Annotated in this window: 16 protein-coding genes; 9 read left to right on the plus strand and 7 right to left on the minus strand. The window is 62.1% G+C overall.

Annotated features, from left to right (window positions below):
• Positions 1–11: 11 nt before the first annotated feature.
• Genes IAE39_RS07015 through IAE39_RS07025 form a run of 3 tightly spaced genes read left to right on the plus strand, consistent with a single transcriptional unit; the run spans position 12 to position 1,828 of the window.
• Positions 12–509, plus strand: a complete 498-nt coding sequence (locus IAE39_RS07015) for an MFS transporter (protein WP_201200683.1) — start codon at positions 12–14, stop codon at positions 507–509.
• 14 nt (positions 510–523) lie between these two features.
• The gene (locus IAE39_RS07020) at positions 524–1,297 is read left to right on the plus strand and encodes a class II glutamine amidotransferase (protein ID WP_201200685.1); all 774 of its coding nucleotides are present in this window, start codon (positions 524–526) and stop codon (positions 1,295–1,297) included.
• Between the two features lie 9 nt (positions 1,298–1,306).
• Positions 1,307–1,828, plus strand: coding sequence for a DUF2937 family protein (locus IAE39_RS07025; protein WP_201200687.1), 522 nt, complete (start codon positions 1,307–1,309; stop codon positions 1,826–1,828).
• A gap of 347 nt (positions 1,829–2,175) precedes the next feature.
• Here IAE39_RS07025 and IAE39_RS07030 read toward each other — a convergent pair whose 3' ends face one another.
• Both IAE39_RS07030 and IAE39_RS07035 read right to left on the minus strand, forming a co-directional pair.
• Positions 2,176–2,733 carry a DUF4225 domain-containing protein gene (locus IAE39_RS07030; protein WP_201200690.1) on the minus strand — a complete coding sequence of 186 codons (558 nt, stop codon included), beginning with the start codon at positions 2,731–2,733 and terminating at the stop codon, positions 2,176–2,178.
• Between the two features lie 298 nt (positions 2,734–3,031).
• Complete coding sequence (locus IAE39_RS07035; protein WP_201200691.1) at positions 3,032–3,517, minus strand: Hcp family type VI secretion system effector; 486 nt, start codon at positions 3,515–3,517, stop codon at positions 3,032–3,034.
• Between the two features lie 262 nt (positions 3,518–3,779).
• Between IAE39_RS07035 and IAE39_RS07040 the strand changes: the two genes are divergently transcribed.
• The 3 genes from IAE39_RS07040 to IAE39_RS07050 are packed head-to-tail and all read left to right on the plus strand — an operon-like array spanning position 3,780 to position 6,156.
• On the plus strand, positions 3,780–4,559 hold the full coding sequence (locus IAE39_RS07040) for a 5-oxoprolinase subunit PxpA (RefSeq protein WP_201200692.1): 780 nt from the start codon (positions 3,780–3,782) through the stop codon (positions 4,557–4,559).
• Positions 4,556–5,242 (plus strand): 5-oxoprolinase subunit PxpB, encoded by a 687-nt coding sequence (gene pxpB / locus IAE39_RS07045; RefSeq protein ID WP_201200694.1) that lies wholly within the window; start codon positions 4,556–4,558, stop codon positions 5,240–5,242. The genes IAE39_RS07040 and pxpB overlap by 4 nt, the downstream gene beginning before the upstream one ends.
• Entirely contained in the window at positions 5,239–6,156 is a 918-nt protein-coding gene (locus tag IAE39_RS07050) for a biotin-dependent carboxyltransferase family protein (RefSeq protein WP_201200695.1), read from the plus strand. Before pxpB ends, IAE39_RS07050 begins: the two co-directional genes overlap by 4 nt.
• A gap of 96 nt (positions 6,157–6,252) precedes the next feature.
• Here the strand turns inward: IAE39_RS07050 and IAE39_RS07055 are convergent, their stop codons facing one another.
• From IAE39_RS07055 to IAE39_RS07065, 3 genes are all read right to left on the minus strand, one after another.
• Positions 6,253–7,431, minus strand: a complete 1,179-nt coding sequence (locus IAE39_RS07055; protein ID WP_201200696.1) for a vWA domain-containing protein — start codon at positions 7,429–7,431, stop codon at positions 6,253–6,255.
• A gap of 13 nt (positions 7,432–7,444) precedes the next feature.
• Positions 7,445–8,290 carry an AAA family ATPase gene (locus IAE39_RS07060; RefSeq protein WP_201200698.1) on the minus strand — a complete coding sequence of 282 codons (846 nt, stop codon included), beginning with the start codon at positions 8,288–8,290 and terminating at the stop codon, positions 7,445–7,447.
• Positions 8,291–8,504: 214 nt separating this feature from the next.
• The gene (locus IAE39_RS07065; protein WP_201200700.1) at positions 8,505–9,578 is read right to left on the minus strand and encodes a DUF748 domain-containing protein; all 1,074 of its coding nucleotides are present in this window, start codon (positions 9,576–9,578) and stop codon (positions 8,505–8,507) included.
• 134 nt (positions 9,579–9,712) lie between these two features.
• On the opposite strand from IAE39_RS07065, the gene cysK reads away from it, so the two are divergent.
• The 3 genes from cysK to IAE39_RS07080 all read left to right on the plus strand — a co-directional run bounded on the left by cysK (position 9,713) and on the right by IAE39_RS07080 (position 13,073).
• Positions 9,713–10,687 (plus strand): cysteine synthase A, encoded by a 975-nt coding sequence (cysK, locus tag IAE39_RS07070; protein ID WP_201200702.1) that lies wholly within the window; start codon positions 9,713–9,715, stop codon positions 10,685–10,687.
• Positions 10,688–10,859: 172 nt separating this feature from the next.
• On the plus strand, positions 10,860–11,795 hold the full coding sequence (locus tag IAE39_RS07075; protein WP_201200703.1) for an aspartyl/asparaginyl beta-hydroxylase domain-containing protein: 936 nt from the start codon (positions 10,860–10,862) through the stop codon (positions 11,793–11,795).
• A 396-nt stretch (positions 11,796–12,191) separates the two neighbouring features.
• Positions 12,192–13,073 carry a DMT family transporter gene (locus tag IAE39_RS07080; RefSeq protein WP_201200704.1) on the plus strand — a complete coding sequence of 294 codons (882 nt, stop codon included), beginning with the start codon at positions 12,192–12,194 and terminating at the stop codon, positions 13,071–13,073.
• Positions 13,074–13,076: 3 nt separating this feature from the next.
• On the opposite strand, the gene IAE39_RS07085 is transcribed toward IAE39_RS07080, so the two are convergent.
• A complete protein-coding gene (locus IAE39_RS07085; protein ID WP_201200705.1) occupies positions 13,077–13,535 on the minus strand; it encodes a DUF4265 domain-containing protein in 459 nt (152 codons plus the stop codon).
• A gap of 13 nt (positions 13,536–13,548) precedes the next feature.
• The gene (locus IAE39_RS07090) at positions 13,549–14,424 is read right to left on the minus strand and encodes a DMT family transporter (protein ID WP_201200706.1); all 876 of its coding nucleotides are present in this window, start codon (positions 14,422–14,424) and stop codon (positions 13,549–13,551) included.
• Positions 14,425–14,429 lie beyond the last annotated feature (5 nt).

Here is a 14,429-nt window from a genome sequence, read left to right on the forward strand (position 1 = left end):
GCACGAACACCATGATCGAGAACGACTACACCTTCGCCTGGGGCCTGTACGCGGTTGCGGCCCTGGGCTGCCTCCTGGTGGGCTTCAAGCTCACCGGCTGGATGTGGCGCTGGCTGCGCGAACCGCTGCGGGTGCTGCTGGCGGTGCTGCTGCTGACCCCGACCATTGTCGACCCGGTCAAGGAAAGCTTTGCCCCGGCCATCGCCATCACCGCCCTGGATGTCGCCTTCAAGGTCGGCAACAACGCCTGGCGCGCGGTGTCCGACTTTGCCATGTATGGCCTGATCGCCTTTGCCCTGTATTTCCTCTTCGTGCTGCTGCGCTGGCCGCTGGAAAAGCGCGCCCGCGAGCGCCGTGCGCAGGCTGAAGCCGCCGCCCAGCGTCAGCTGGCCGAAGATGACCAGTTCGGCGCCCAGGCGCCACTGGCCGCCGAGCGCAGCGACCGTTACCGTGACGACCCGCCGCCCGCCGCCCCGCGTGGCAATGGCCGGGTCGAGCCCCGTCTGTAAGCGGAGACCCAGCCATGTGCGAACTGTTGGGCATGAGTGCCAACGTCCCTACCGACATCGTCTTCAGCTTCACCGGCCTGATGCAGCGCGGTGGCCGCACCGGCCCTCACCGTGACGGCTGGGGTATCGGCTTCTACGAGGGGCGCGGCCTGCGCCTGTTCCAGGACCCGGCGGCCAGCAGCGAGTCGGAAGTAGCCAACCTGGTGCAGCGCTACCCGATCAAGAGCGAAGTGGTCATTGGTCACATTCGCCAGGCCAACGTCGGCAAGGTGTGCCTGTCCAACACCCACCCGTTCGTGCGGGAAATGTGGGGCCGCAACTGGTGCTTCGCGCACAACGGCCAGCTGGGCGAGTTCAAGGGCCTGGCGAGTTTCTACCGGCCGGTGGGCGACACCGACAGCGAAGCGGCTTTCTGCGACCTGCTCAACCGCATCCGTAGCGCCTTCCCCGAGCCGGTGCCGGTGGAACAGCTGCTGCCGGTGCTGGTCGAAGCCTGTGCCGGCTACCGTGGCCAGGGCGTGTTCAACTGCATGCTCAGCGACGGTGACTGGTTGTTCTGCTTCTGTTCGACCAAGCTGGTGCACATTACCCGGCGTGCACCGTTTGGTGCGGCGCGCTTGAAGGATGTCGACCTGATCGTCGATTTTCATACCGAAACCACCCCCAACGACGTGGTCACGGTGATTGCCACCGAGGCCCTGACCGAGAACGAGACCTGGCACCGCTACGAGCCGGGTCAATGGGCCTTGTGGCGGCACGGAGAGTGCACAGCGCACGGCCAGAGCTAAGGACGCTGCATGTTCAGAAGTTACCTGCGGTTGCTGCTGTTCACCTTCGGCCTGCTGGCCGGTATCCAGGTCCCGGGGCTGGTCAAGGACTACAGCCAGCGGGTCGAGGCACACCTATTCGAGTCGCGCGAGGCGCTGGATGGCTTCCGGCAAACGGCCGAACGCTTCTTCAATGGCGACCTGCAGGCGTTGCTGCGGCACTATCGCAGCAGTGACGACCCGGTGTTCAACAGTGATGCCAACAGCATCGCAAGCCTGATGATCCGCAACGAACTGCTGGAAAACGAATGGCAGGCACTGCAAGGGCCATGGGCCGAGCGCACATGGCATGTGCTGGTGCAGGCCGACCCGCAGCTGCGCGAAGAAACCCTGAACGGCTACAGCTACCAGATTCTGCTGGTGCCCGAGGCGGTTGGCTGGGGTGTTGGCGCAGGGTTTGTGCTGGCGTTTGTGGTCGAGAGCGTGTTGCTGGGGATTGGTTGGGTGATCCTCGGTGGGCGGCGCCGGGTGGTGAAAGAGAGCTGGCGCTGAGTTCTGCCGCGCATGTGGCTAGCTGTTCACGCCAGTTTCGCGCTAATAGGATTAGCGCCATTTTCTTCCTGGCTCTCGCTTGCTGGGCATCGCGCCGCAATGCAGGAAAATTCCAATTAGAGTCATCCATCCCAAAGCTGGATTTGACTTCAGTAAGAGTGGTTGATAGCCAAAAAACAAGAAGTAGGATTGTTCAATTGCTCTCATATAATACGTTATGAAGAAGATGTTGTAGGCAAAGCAGATAGAGAGCAGCGAATAGCCCAGATGTCGTCCGGAACACAGGTGTCGTAATATGAATGCAGTGGCTACGCTGCCTATGATCATAATTGAGAAAGACAGGGGATTCATTGCTTTTCCCATTCAACCAGAATTTGCTCACCCGTCATCATGTCTATTCCGACCTCAAACATAATCGAACCTTTCCCCATCTCCCTGTAAGCCCGAATTTTGTCTGCTTCGATGTAACGAAAAAGTCGCCATGTGCCGGTTTTCAGGATCATACGGCTCATGCCGAATGCTGACAGACCTATATCTACAGCGCCGTACCCAATGTTGCCTTGAGATGCGCGTCCACCCGATATTTCGGCTATTTTTTGGTAGCCTTTACGTACTGGGCCAATGGTGTCACTTCGCCTGGTAACGATATTACGCCCGTTTTCGTAAATGTTGTTGGCACCATGGAGTATCAGTGGTAGCCCCCCAAGCGCGCAGCCCAGTCCAAGCGACAATTTGCACACCGCAACCCCGGTACCTATCTGGAGTACTCCGGCGGCAACGCCTGCAACAAGCTTGCTATATTCTAGTGCTTGTTCAAAAAGGAGCGAATGTTCCCTTGTTAGGCTCTGTACGAAAAGCCTTGATACTTGTCCATGCTGCGTTGAAAACAGCCTCGGAATGCTCATGTACTCCAGTACACTCCGCTTCCTCGGCTGTTTTCGCCTTGCCTGCCCCTGCGTCTCAAGACTTTTCGTACAGAGCCTAGTGATTTTTTCGCTTCCTCAGGCGATAGCCGGCCATCTTGAACCGCATTAACGATTGCCTGCCCCGTACGTGATATTTCCTGGGTAAACTTGGCCCGAAGCCGCTCGTCACTCAAGCATTGCACCCCGATGTGGCGTGCATATAGCGTCAAGCGATTTGCCATGTCATTGACTGCGGATATTTCGGTGGAGTTGGCGAGTGTATTGCTGTCAAGCGGCTTCACAAGCCCTCGCCCCAGTTCGCGTAGCCACTGGTATTTGCTCCCAGATGATGCCAGCCGATGAATCCATAGCGAATGGCAAGGTACTCCTGTGGGTCTTGGTCGTTGAGCAGGATGGAGTGCGGCATCTCGATGCGATGGTCCACAAGTAACCCATCGGATAGAGTTATTTGAAAATAGTGCTCATGCTCGCTATTTTTGTTTCTGCGGAAAAAGTTGATCTTGCACTCTACGATCTCGCGGTTTGTCAATGCTTGGGCGAGTAGAGGCGTCGATTTGTCAACATGCTTTGTAATCAGAATAGGCCGATGAGTTGCAGCCATGGTATTGCCCAGGCTGGCAAGGCTATGGCTGAACGAAAGCACCATGATTTCATCGCGGTGGGCACTCTGGCATCGGTTACCAATGGATTCAGTTGTGGAGCAGCCCGCTGAGATCAGCCCTTGCTGCCTGCCCGTCATTGTCATATATCCATGAAAAGCCATATCTACAACTCCCTGTCAGTGAAGGTGCAAAAGCTAAAGTGCGCAAAGGACGGATGTATGTAGGACGCTTCTGATCTTTATGGTGACAATTGATAGCAAATATTTCCGCTCGTTGTGCCGCGCGTCATTCTGCTGCGTATCAAGCTGTGCTTGCAGGAGTACTATGCACAGTCACTCGACCGAGTTTGACTACAGGATCTGCGTGAGACATGTTGGCCGCAAGCCTTGCGGCAAGCATCTGCAGGCGCGGTAAGGTAGGCATATGGATAACAACAACGGAGGCCGCGTGGTGGAACGCCTGCTACTCAATTGCGACATGGGCGAGAGTTTCGGCAGCTGGCGCATGGGCCTGGATGCCGAGGTCATGCCCTACATCGATTGCGCCAACATCGCCTGTGGCTACCACGCTGGCGACCCCGGTATCATGCGCCGCACCGTGGCGCTGGCGCTGGAACACGGGGTAACCATCGGCGCGCACCCGGCCTACCCGGACCTGGTCGGTTTCGGCCGCCGCTCCATGGCCTGCAGCGCGGAAGAAATCCGTGACCTGCTGCACTACCAGATCGGTGCGCTGGACGGCATCTGCAAGGTGCTGGGAGGGCGCGTAGCCTACGTGAAGCCGCATGGCGCGCTGTACAACGACATGATGGCCGACCCGCTCAAGCTGCGTGCCGTGCTGGAAGCGGTTGCAGCCTACGACAGCAACCTGCCGCTTATGCTGATGGCCACCGCTGATAACCGCGCCGCCCAGGCGCTGGGCGATGAAATCGGTGTGCCGCTGTGGTTCGAGGCGTTCGCTGACCGCGCCTATACCGCCAGCGGCCACCTGGTTTCGCGGCGGCTGCCCGGCGCGGTGCACCACGACCCGGCGCTGGTGGTGGAGCAGGCCGTGCGCCTGGCCCGTGGCGACACGCTGGTGGCGGACGACGGCAGTGCCTTGAAGCTGGCGGCCAGCACCCTGTGCGTGCATGGCGACAACGACAGTTCGGTGGCCGCGGTGCGGCAGATTCGTCAGGCCCTCAATGCGCTGGAGGCGCGATGAAGCCGTGCATCGAAGTGGTAGCCATCGACAGCCTGATGGTGCGCCTGTTCGAGCGTATCGACGAGGCCAACATGCCGTGGATGCTCGCCGCCAGCCAGCGCCTGCGGGCGGCGTTCGGCGAGCACTTGCTGGACCTGGTGCCGTCCTACACCACGCTGATGGTGCAGTTCGACCTGGCGCCAAGCGAGGCGAGGGTGTTGATCGTCCAGGCGCTGGACGGTTTGCAACCAGACACCGGCAGTGGTGGCCGTCGCCACGAGATCCCGGTGTGGTACGACGCCAGTGTCGGCCCGGAACTGCCGGTGCTGGCAGCCCGCAGCGGCTTGAGCGAGGCCGAGGTAATCCGTTTGCACAGTGAGCGTGAGTACCCGGTATTCGCCTTGGGCTTTGCCCCTGGTTTCGGTTTCATGGGCCTGGTTGACGAACGCCTGGCCAGCCCGCGCCTAAGCACGCCGCGCAAGCGGGTGGCGGCGGGTAGTGTGGGTATTGCCGAACGGCAGACGGCGGCCTACCCGGCGGTGTCGCCGGGTGGCTGGAACCTGATCGGGCGTACCCCGGTGCGTTTGTTCGACCATGAACGTGAGGGTTACAGCCTATTGCAACCCGGTGACCGGGTGCGTTTCGTGGCGGTTTCGCGCAGCGAATTCCTGGCCCTGGGTGGTGATGTGGAGGCGCAAGGATGAAGCAGTTGCAGATCGAGGCCAGCACCCCGCTGTGCCAGTTGCAGGATGCCGGGCGTTTCGGCGTGCGCCACCTGGGCGTGACCCAGGGCGGGGCGCTGGACTGGGTGGCCATGCACTGGGCCAACTGGCTGCTGGATAACCCGTTGGGTGCGCCGGTGGTCGAGGTGGCGCTGGGTGGCTTCAGTGTGGTGGCAGAGCAGGATTGTGTGCTGGCGCTGGCCGGTGCCGACCTGGACGCGCGGGTGGATGATCAGCCGTTGGCGCCATGGCGCAGCTTTGCCCTGGCCAAGGGGCAGCGGTTGACCCTGAAGCAGCCGAAGCAAGGCGTGCGCGCATATCTGGCGGCACCTGGCGGGTTTCTGGGTGAGGATGTACTGGGCAGTTGTGCCACGGTTGTGCGGGAAGCGCTGGGCGGTATCGATGGCCAGGGGGCTGCGCTTGGTAAAGGCCAGGTGCTGGCTTTCGCGGGTACTCCGGCAAGCCTTCGTGAAGTACCGGATGCGTTGCGCCCGCGCTATGACCAGAAGCCCGTGCTCGACCTGGTGATGGGCGCGCAGATCGGCGATTTCAGCGGTACCAGCCTGTTTGAGGCATTCAACAGTGACTGGACGCTGGACAGCCGGGCCGACCGCATGGGCATCCGCCTGCTGGGGCCGCAGTTGGTCTACCAGGGCGTGCCGATGATTTCCGAAGGGATTCCGTTGGGGGCGGTGCAGGTGCCGCCGGATGGGCAACCGATCGTGTTGCTCAATGATCGGCAGACCATTGGTGGTTATCCGCGGCTGGGGGCGTTGACGCCGTTGGCATTGGCGCAGCTCGCGCAGTGCATGCCGGGGGCGCGGGTGAGCTTCAGGGCGGTGGTGCAGGATGAGGCGTGGCGGGAGCAGCAGCTTTACCTGCAGCGTTGGTTGTAGGGCTGCTGGCCTATTCGCGGGTGAACCCGCTCCCACAGGAATATCACTGTCCCTGTGGGAGCGGGTTTACCCGCGAATAGGCCGGGACAGGCCCCCTCACTTGGACAGGTACCGCATCCCTTCCTCCAACCCCTGCAAGGTCAGCGGATACATCTTGTCCTCGATCAAATCCCGCACCAGATGGGTCGACGCGGTGTAGTCCCAAGCCTGTTTCGGATAGGGGTTGATCCAGATGATCTTCCTGAATTTCTCCATGAAGCGCTGTATCCACACATACCCGGCCTCTTCGTTCCAGTGCTCCACGCTGCCGCCGGGCTGGGTGATCTCGTAGGGCGCCATGGCCGCATCGCCGACGAAGATCACTTTGTAGTCGTCGCCATACTTGTGCAGCAGGTCGAAGGTGGAAAACCGCTCCGAGGTGCGGCGCAGGTTGTTCTTCCACACCGACTCGTACACGCAGTTGTGGAAGTAGTAATACTCCAGGTGCTTGAACTCGGTCTTGCAGGCCGAGAACAGTTCTTCGCAGACCTTGATGTGGGCATCCATCGAACCGCCGATGTCGAACAGCAACAGCAGTTTCACCGTATTGCGCCGCTCGGGGCGCATTTGGATGTTCAGCAGCCCGGCGTCGCGCGCGGTGTGGTCGATGGTGCCGTCGATGTCCAGCTCTTCGGCGGCGCCTTCACGGGCGAACTTGCGCAGCCGGCGCAACGCCAGCTTGATGTTGCGCGTGCCCAGTTCAACCTGGTCGTCGAGGTTCTTGTACTCGCGCTGGTCCCACACCTTCACCGCCTTGCCCTGGCGCTTGCCGGCTTCGCCAACCCGGATGCCCTCGGGGTTGAAGCCGCCCGAGCCGAACGGGCTGGTGCCGCCGGTACCGATCCACTTGTTGCCGCCGGCGTGGCGTTCCTTTTGCTCTTCGAGGCGTTTCTTGAATGCCTCGATCAGCTTGTCCAGGCCGCCCAGCGACTGGATCTGTGCGCGCTCTTCGTCCGTCAGCGAGCGCTCGAACTCCTTGCGCAGCCAGTCTTCCGGGATCAGCGCCTCGATGTGCCGGTCGAGGTTTTCCAGGCCCTTGAAGTAGGCGGCGAAGGCCCGGTCGAACTTGTCGAAGTGGCGTTCATCCTTCACCAGGATGGCGCGGGCGAGGTAATAGAACTCGTCCATGTCGGCGAACACCACGTGCTTTTGCAGGGCGTGGTGCAGGTCGAGCAGTTCACGCACCGACACCGGCACCTTGGCCGCACGCATTTCATTGAACAGGTTGAGCAGCATGGCCCGGCTCCTGTCAGCGGTTGCCGCGCCGGCTCATGAAGGCCAGGCGCTCAAGCAGTTGCACGTCCTGCTCGTTCTTCACCAGCGCACCGGCCAGCGGCGGGATGGCCTTGGTCGGGTCGCGTTCGCGCAGCACCGCTTCGCCGATGTTGTCGGCCATCAGCAGCTTGAGCCAGTCGACCAGCTCGGAGGTGGACGGCTTTTTCTTCAGGCCCGGCACCTTGCGCACGTCGAAGAACACGTCCAGCGCCTCGCTGACCAGCGACTGGCTGATGTTCGGGTAGTGCACGTCGACGATCTGCTGCAGGGTGCCGCGGTCGGGGAAGGCGATGTAGTGGAAGAAGCAGCGGCGCAGGAAGGCGTCCGGCAGCTCCTTTTCGTTGTTCGAGGTAATGATGATGATCGGGCGCTGCCTGGCCTTGATGGTCTCGTCGATTTCGTAGACGTAGAACTCCATCTTGTCGAGTTCCTGCAGCAGGTCGTTGGGGAACTCGATGTCGGCCTTGTCGATTTCGTCGATCAGCAGGATGACCCGCTCTTCAGCCTCGAAGGCTTCCCACAACTTGCCTTTCTTCAGGTAGTTGCGCACATCGTGGACCTTGTCCACGCCCAGCTGCGAGTCGCGCAGGCGGCTGACCGCGTCGTACTCGTAGAGGCCCTGGTGGGCCTTGGTGGTGGACTTGATGTGCCAGGTGATCAGGCGCGCGCCGAACGAAGCTGCCAGCTGCTCGGCCAGCATGGTCTTGCCGGTGCCGGGCTCGCCCTTGACCAACAGCGGGCGTTCGAGGGTGATGGCCGCGTTTACTGCCAGTTTCAGGTCGTCTGTGGCGACGTAGTCGCGGGTGCCTTCGAACTTCATGGGGGCTGTCCTCTGTTGTAAGCCTGTTCGGGCCCTTTCGCGGGTGAACCCGCTCCTACAAGGGGATTGCGATCCCTGTGTAGGAGCGGGTTCACCCGCGAAAGGGCCTGAACAGGCAGCACATAATCTGGATTTGTTACCGACTATAACGCGGGCCCAAGCGGCTGCAAACGCAGACCGGGTATTCAGTCCCTGAATGCCCCGTCACGCCCGCTCAGTCAGACTTCGGCGCCGGTTGCTCATAACGCGCATTGAACGCCTGGATAAACCCGTTGCGCAGGATCTGCAAAAACGCCTCGAAGGCGCTGATGTTCTGCTTGTGCACGCTGCCACTGAGCTCCACCCGGGTGGCGAACTGGTTTTTCGGCTGGTTCTTCAACACTGTCTCGGTAGCGCCCACCAGTGCTTCCCACACCGAGCGGAAGAAGCCTTTGTCCTTTTCCTGCACGTCCTGTTGCCAGTCGAACACATCCACATCGCGCAGCAGCGGCTTGATGTAGCCGTTCAGCCGGCCATTCTCTGCCTGCGCTTCGATCACCACATCGCCGTGCCCGGCATTGAAATCGAACTTGCCATAGGCGCTGGCGAAGTCGTTCAGCTGGCGCAGCTCGATGCCGGTGGCGCGCAGGCGGAACTCGAAGTCATCGAAATCGCTGAACGGGTCGAACGTGGCGCGGCTTTCCACCTTGGCATCGCCGGCTATCAGGGCAGTGCCCTCGAAGCTGGCATCGCGCCGGCCCTTCTGGTCGCGCACATTGGTCAGGTTGCGGATATCGGCGTCCAGCCGGGTGGCCTTGAGGTCGACCGGCGGCTTGGAGTTGAAGTTGCGAAAGGTCAGGGTGCCGTCTTCGATGTGCACTTCGTTGAGGGTAATCGGCAGCAGCTTGTCCAGTTGCTGGCGCCAGTCGGTGCCCTGGCCGGTCTGCGAGGCCTGCTTGCTGCCGCCGTCGACAAAGTTCAGCTCGGGGCGCACGAAGGTCACCTTGGCCACAACGGCCTTGTCGTAAAGCAGCGAATGCCAGCTCACCGACAGGTCGATCAGCGGTGCGTCGAGCAGCGGCACCGGCACCTTGCCGCTGGTCTTGATGATCTTCAGCCCGTTGATCTTGTACGCCCCACGCCACCAGGCCAGGTCTACGTCGGCCACCTGGCCGCGGTAGTCGCCCATGTCGGCCAGTTTGTCGTTGAGGTAGTCGCGCACCAGGTAGGGCAGGGCCAGGTGCAGTGCCACCAGCACCACCACCAGGCTGGCCAGGCCGATCAGCGGCCAGCGATAACGGGCTCTCATCGGGGTGTCTCCAATGCGGGATGTGCGGTTGACCGCATTGCGCCCGGCCGAGTTCGAACAGGCTTTACTGGCCACTGGCCGAGGCTTACCCTTGAGGTCTTTCCCTGCTTGTTTTCATGCCAAGGACCCCTGCCATGAGCCGTATCTTTGCAGACAATGCCCACTCCATCGGCAACACGCCGCTGGTGCAGATCAACCGCATCGCGCCGCGCGGCGTGACCATCCTGGCCAAGATCGAAGGGCGTAACCCGGGTTACTCGGTCAAGTGCCGCATTGGCGCGAACATGGTCTGGGAGGCCGAAAGCAGCGGCAAGCTCAAGCCGGGCATGACCATTGTCGAGCCCACCTCGGGCAACACCGGCATCGGCCTGGCCTTTGTCGCCGCCGCCCGCGGCTACAAGTTGATGTTGACCATGCCCGCCTCGATGAGCCTGGAGCGGCGCAAGGTGCTGAAGGCGCTGGGCGCCGAACTGGTGCTGACCGAGCCGGCCAAGGGCATGAAGGGGGCGATCGAAAAGGCCAACGAAATCGTCGCCTCCGACCCGGCGCAGTACTTCCTGCCGGGCCAGTTCGAAAACCCGGCCAACCCGGCCATCCACGAAAAAACCACCGGCCCGGAAATCTGGAACGACACCGACGGCGCGGTCGATGTGCTGGTCGCAGGCGTGGGCACCGGCGGTACCATCACCGGTGTGTCGCGGTACATCAAGCATACCCAAGGCAAGGCGATCACTTCGGTGGCCGTGGAGCCGGTCGCGTCGCCACTGATTACCCAGACCCTGGCCGGTGAAGAACTTGCGCCAAGCCCGCACAAGATCCAGGGTATCGGAGCCGGCTTTGTGCCGAAAAACCTCGACTTGTCGATTGTCGACCAGGTAGTGACTGTGACCGACGAAGAGTCCAAGGCCATGGCCATTCGCCTGATGCAGGAGGAGGGCATTCTGTGCGGCATTTCCTGTGGTGCGGCCATGGCCGCAGCCGTGCGGCTGGCAGAAAAGCCGGAAATGCAAGGTAAGACCATCGTCGTAATCCTGCCCGATTCGGGCGAGCGCTACCTGTCGAGCATGTTGTTCAGCGACCTGTTCAGCGAGCAGGAAAACCAGCAGTAATCAGCCTTGCCGCTGATTCGGCGCAATGTTCGGCGGCCTGGTTTATTGCAAAATCTTCATGAATGCGATCCCGCCCGGGTTGTTTGTACCGCGGCGGGATCGGTTTATGATGGCAGGATGATTTTCAGGAGAGCAGGCCGCGCAGCCCTGTCTCTTCCCCAAGGAGTGACGCATGACCTTATCCTTTGCAGCCAAGGCGGGTGTCTTGCTGGTGTTTTTCGGCAGCGTGCTGTTCGTGCACCTGCGCGGCAAGGCGCGCCTGCCGGTGTTGCGCCAGTTCGTCAACCATTCGGCGTTGTTCGCCCCCTATAACGCCTTGATGTACCTGTTTTCCGGCGTGCCGTCCAAGCCTTACCTGGACCGCCAGCGCTTCCCCGAGCTGGACGTGCTGAAAGACAACTGGCAGGAAATCCGCGAAGAGGCCATGCGCCTGTTCGACGAGGGCTATATTCGCGCTGCCGAAAAGGACAACGACGCCGGCTTTGGTTCGTTCTTCAAGAAGGGCTGGAAGCGCTTTTACCTGAAATGGTACGACAAGCCGCTGCCTTCGGCCGAAGCCCTGTGCCCGCGCACGGTCGAGCTGGTCAGCAGCATCCCCAACGTCAAGGGCGCGATGTTTGCCCTGTTGCCCGGTGGCAGCCACCTGAACCCGCACCGCGACCCGTTCGCCGGTTCCCTGCGCTATCACCTGGGCTTGTCCACGCCGAACTCCGATGCCTGCCGCATTTACGTCGACGGTGAGCAATACGCCTGGCGTGACGGTGAAGACGTGATGTTCGACGAAACCTACGTGCACTGGGTAAAGAACGAGACCGACGTGACCCGGGTGATCCTGTTCTGCGACATCGAACGGCCGCTGATCAGCCCGCTGATGACCCGCATCAACCGCAAGGTCAGCGCCTTCCTCGGCCGCGCCACCGCGCCGCAGAACACCGATGACGAGCGCGTGGGCGGGATCAACCAGGCGTATGCCTGGAGCAAGCGCTTCAGCAACAAGATCAGCACCCACGTGAAGCAGTTCAAACGCGCCAACCCCAAGGCCTACCGCGTGCTGCGGCCGGTGCTGGCGGTGGTGGTGGCGTATCTGCTGTATCGCTGGTTGTTCTGATCGCAGCCCGGGCCTCTTCTCGGGCGTGCACGCGAAGAGGTCCGAACAGGCTATTGCCCAACACTAGATTCACCGCTATATTCCGAAACACTTCTCTTCTTTGAAGACCGACCTGATCATGCCGACCACCCCTTCCACCACATGCTTTGCCATCGCGCCAGTCGCGGGCATTGTCGTGCGTGGCAGCCAGCAGCCGGCCATGATCAGTCACTACCCACCACCTGTCAGTGGCGTTGTAGGCGGCGTAGCTCCGCCTCCTTGCGTGGTCGTGCTGGGCTGATCGGCCTTTGGCCGCATCCCTTCGCACACGCAACCTACTGAACACGGTCGGCTACTTCCCTCGCTGAAGCGCACGCCGTCCGTTTGGCTTATTCGCCTACTATCAGGTGGCAATACATGTCCGTTTTTAGCAAAGCATCCGTGGCCTCGGCGGCCACCACCAGCCTGTTCGTCCTGCTGTGGAGCAGCGGGGCGATCGTCTCCAAGCTGGGCCTGGCGCATGCCAGCCCGTTCGCCTTCCTGCTGTTGCGCTCGGCATTGGCCCTGGCCGGCCTGTTGCTGATCGGCCCGCTGCTGGGGCTGCGCTGGCCGCGCAGTCGCGGGGCCATCCTGCGGGCCCTGGGTACCGGCTGCGTACTGCTCGGTGCCTACCAGATCTTCTACCTGCTGGCGCTTAACACCCATGTCACCCCGGGCATCATGGCCACGGTGATGGGGGTGCAACCGATCCTTACCGTGGTGCTGATGGAGCGCCAGCGTTCCTGGAGCCGACTGTTTGGCCTGGGGCTGGGCTTGAGCGGCCTGATCATGGTGGTCTACCAGGGCATCAACCTGGGCGGGGTGTCGCTGGCGGGCATGCTGTTCGCCCTGCTGGCGCTGGCCAGCATGACCTTCGGCTCGATCCTGCAGAAGCGCATCACCGACAACCCCATGGGCACGCTGCCGCTGCAATACCTGGCCGGCTTTGCCATGTGCGCGCTGTTCGCACCGCTGCAGCCGCTGCAGGTGCAGTGGACCGGCGGCTTTGTCGGTGCGTTGCTGTGGATGGGCCTGGTGGTCTCGCTGCTGGCGACCTTGCTGCTGTACCGGCTGATCGCCAAAGGCAACCTGGTCAATGTCACCAGCCTGTTCTACCTGGTGCCGGCAGTAACCGCCGTGATGGATTTCCTCATCTTCGGTAACCGCCTGGCGCCGCTCAGCCTGCTGGGCATGGGGCTGATCGTGGTGGGCCTGCTGTTCGTGTTTCGCAAACCCGCCACCCGTTTGGCCGAGGCGTAAGCCTTAGCGGAACTCTTCGGGGATGGCGTGGCGCAATACGCCCTCCTCGAAGTCCAGCAGGCCGGCTTCGCGCTGGGTGAGCAGGTAGTAGAGCAGGGTGTCGAGTGAGCGCTGCGGCGGCACTTCGACGGCCAGCATCTTCACTGCCGGCTCGGTTTCGCAGGCGCAGCCGAAGTCCTGCAAGGCGGCGCGGACCTGGTCCAGGGTTTCCGGTGGCCTCACGACAATCCGGAACACCGAGCTGCCGCCACTCTGGCGCAGTTCGGCAAACCAGGTTTCGCCGGCCTCTTCGCGGGTGGCGATTACATCGCCCGGGGCAATGCCGTAGACATGAAACGGAATGTTGTCGACGGCATAGCCGCCTGCCACCGCCTTGGCCCACAGGCCCTCCACCGAGGCCGGTGGGTAGCCATTCTCGTCCTGTTCCAGGCGGAACAGGACCTTCTTGTACGTGTTGTCCATTACACCTCCCGCTTCAGTTGCGCGCCGGGCGCAGCACCAGCCACAACGCCGCGCCAATCAGCAAGCCGCCGTACAGGTGCGCCATCGACAGCGGCTCGTCTAGCAACCACGCCCCCCACACTACGCCGAATACCGGGATCAGGAAGGTAACGGTGCTGGCTTTTACCGGGCCGATTTCGGCCAGCAGGCGGAAATACAGAATATAGGCGAAGGCGGTGCACAGCAGGCCCAGGCCCAGCAGCGACAACCACACCTGCCAGCCGCCCCAGCTCGCCGGTGGCTGGGTGAGGGCGCTCCAGGCGAACAGCGGGGTCATCAGCAATGTGGCGCCGAGCATGCTGCCCAAGGCCGATAGCCGGCTGTCCAGGCCGCTGACCCAGCGCCGTGCGAGGAAACCGGCAAAGCCGTAGCAGGTGGTGGCTGCCAGGCAGGCCAGGGCCCCTTGCACCAGCGCCGTATCGAAGGCGACCGGGCCGGCACCGCTGAGGATGCCGACACCGAACAGGCCAAGGAAGATACCGCCGAGCTTGGGCAGGGTCATGGCCTCGCGGAAGAACAGGGCACCGATCAGCACGCCCATCAGCGGGGTAGTGGCGTTGAAGATTGCCGAGTAGCCGGCGGGCAGTACTTGAGCGGCCACCGAGTAGAAGGTGGCGGGGATGCCGGAGTTGATCATGCCCAGCACCAGGCAGGCGCCGAGCTTGCCCTGGAAATCCCAGCGCACGCGGGCGGCGGCGAGCAGCGCGATCAGGCCGAGGCAGGCAATGGACACGCGGAAGAATGCGGTCGGCACTGTGCCCAGCTCGGGGGCGATGATGCGCATGAACAGGAAGCTCGCCCCCCAGACGGCGGCAAGGGTCAGCAGGCGGGCTAGGGCGATGGGGGTCACAACGG

This window comes from Pseudomonas sp. S37, assembly GCF_016658545.1.
GTDB lineage: Bacteria > Pseudomonadota > Gammaproteobacteria > Pseudomonadales > Pseudomonadaceae > Aquipseudomonas.

Coding starts and splice junctions, on each gene's coding strand:
- IAE39_RS07015 (WP_201200683.1), top strand. CDS start 12: ATGATCGAGAACGACTACACCTTCGCCTGGGGCCTGTACGCGGTTGCG.
- IAE39_RS07020 (WP_201200685.1), top strand. CDS start 524: ATGTGCGAACTGTTGGGCATGAGTGCCAACGTCCCTACCGACATCGTC.
- IAE39_RS07025 (WP_201200687.1), top strand. CDS start 1,307: ATGTTCAGAAGTTACCTGCGGTTGCTGCTGTTCACCTTCGGCCTGCTG.
- IAE39_RS07030 (WP_201200690.1), bottom strand. CDS start 2,733: ATGAGCATTCCGAGGCTGTTTTCAACGCAGCATGGACAAGTATCAAGG.
- IAE39_RS07035 (WP_201200691.1), bottom strand. CDS start 3,517: ATGGCTTTTCATGGATATATGACAATGACGGGCAGGCAGCAAGGGCTG.
- IAE39_RS07040 (WP_201200692.1), top strand. CDS start 3,780: ATGGATAACAACAACGGAGGCCGCGTGGTGGAACGCCTGCTACTCAAT.
- pxpB (WP_201200694.1), top strand. CDS start 4,556: ATGAAGCCGTGCATCGAAGTGGTAGCCATCGACAGCCTGATGGTGCGC.
- IAE39_RS07050 (WP_201200695.1), top strand. CDS start 5,239: ATGAAGCAGTTGCAGATCGAGGCCAGCACCCCGCTGTGCCAGTTGCAG.
- IAE39_RS07055 (WP_201200696.1), bottom strand. CDS start 7,431: ATGCTGCTCAACCTGTTCAATGAAATGCGTGCGGCCAAGGTGCCGGTG.
- IAE39_RS07060 (WP_201200698.1), bottom strand. CDS start 8,290: ATGAAGTTCGAAGGCACCCGCGACTACGTCGCCACAGACGACCTGAAA.
- IAE39_RS07065 (WP_201200700.1), bottom strand. CDS start 9,578: ATGAGAGCCCGTTATCGCTGGCCGCTGATCGGCCTGGCCAGCCTGGTG.
- cysK (WP_201200702.1), top strand. CDS start 9,713: ATGAGCCGTATCTTTGCAGACAATGCCCACTCCATCGGCAACACGCCG.
- IAE39_RS07075 (WP_201200703.1), top strand. CDS start 10,860: ATGACCTTATCCTTTGCAGCCAAGGCGGGTGTCTTGCTGGTGTTTTTC.
- IAE39_RS07080 (WP_201200704.1), top strand. CDS start 12,192: ATGTCCGTTTTTAGCAAAGCATCCGTGGCCTCGGCGGCCACCACCAGC.
- IAE39_RS07085 (WP_201200705.1), bottom strand. CDS start 13,535: ATGGACAACACGTACAAGAAGGTCCTGTTCCGCCTGGAACAGGACGAG.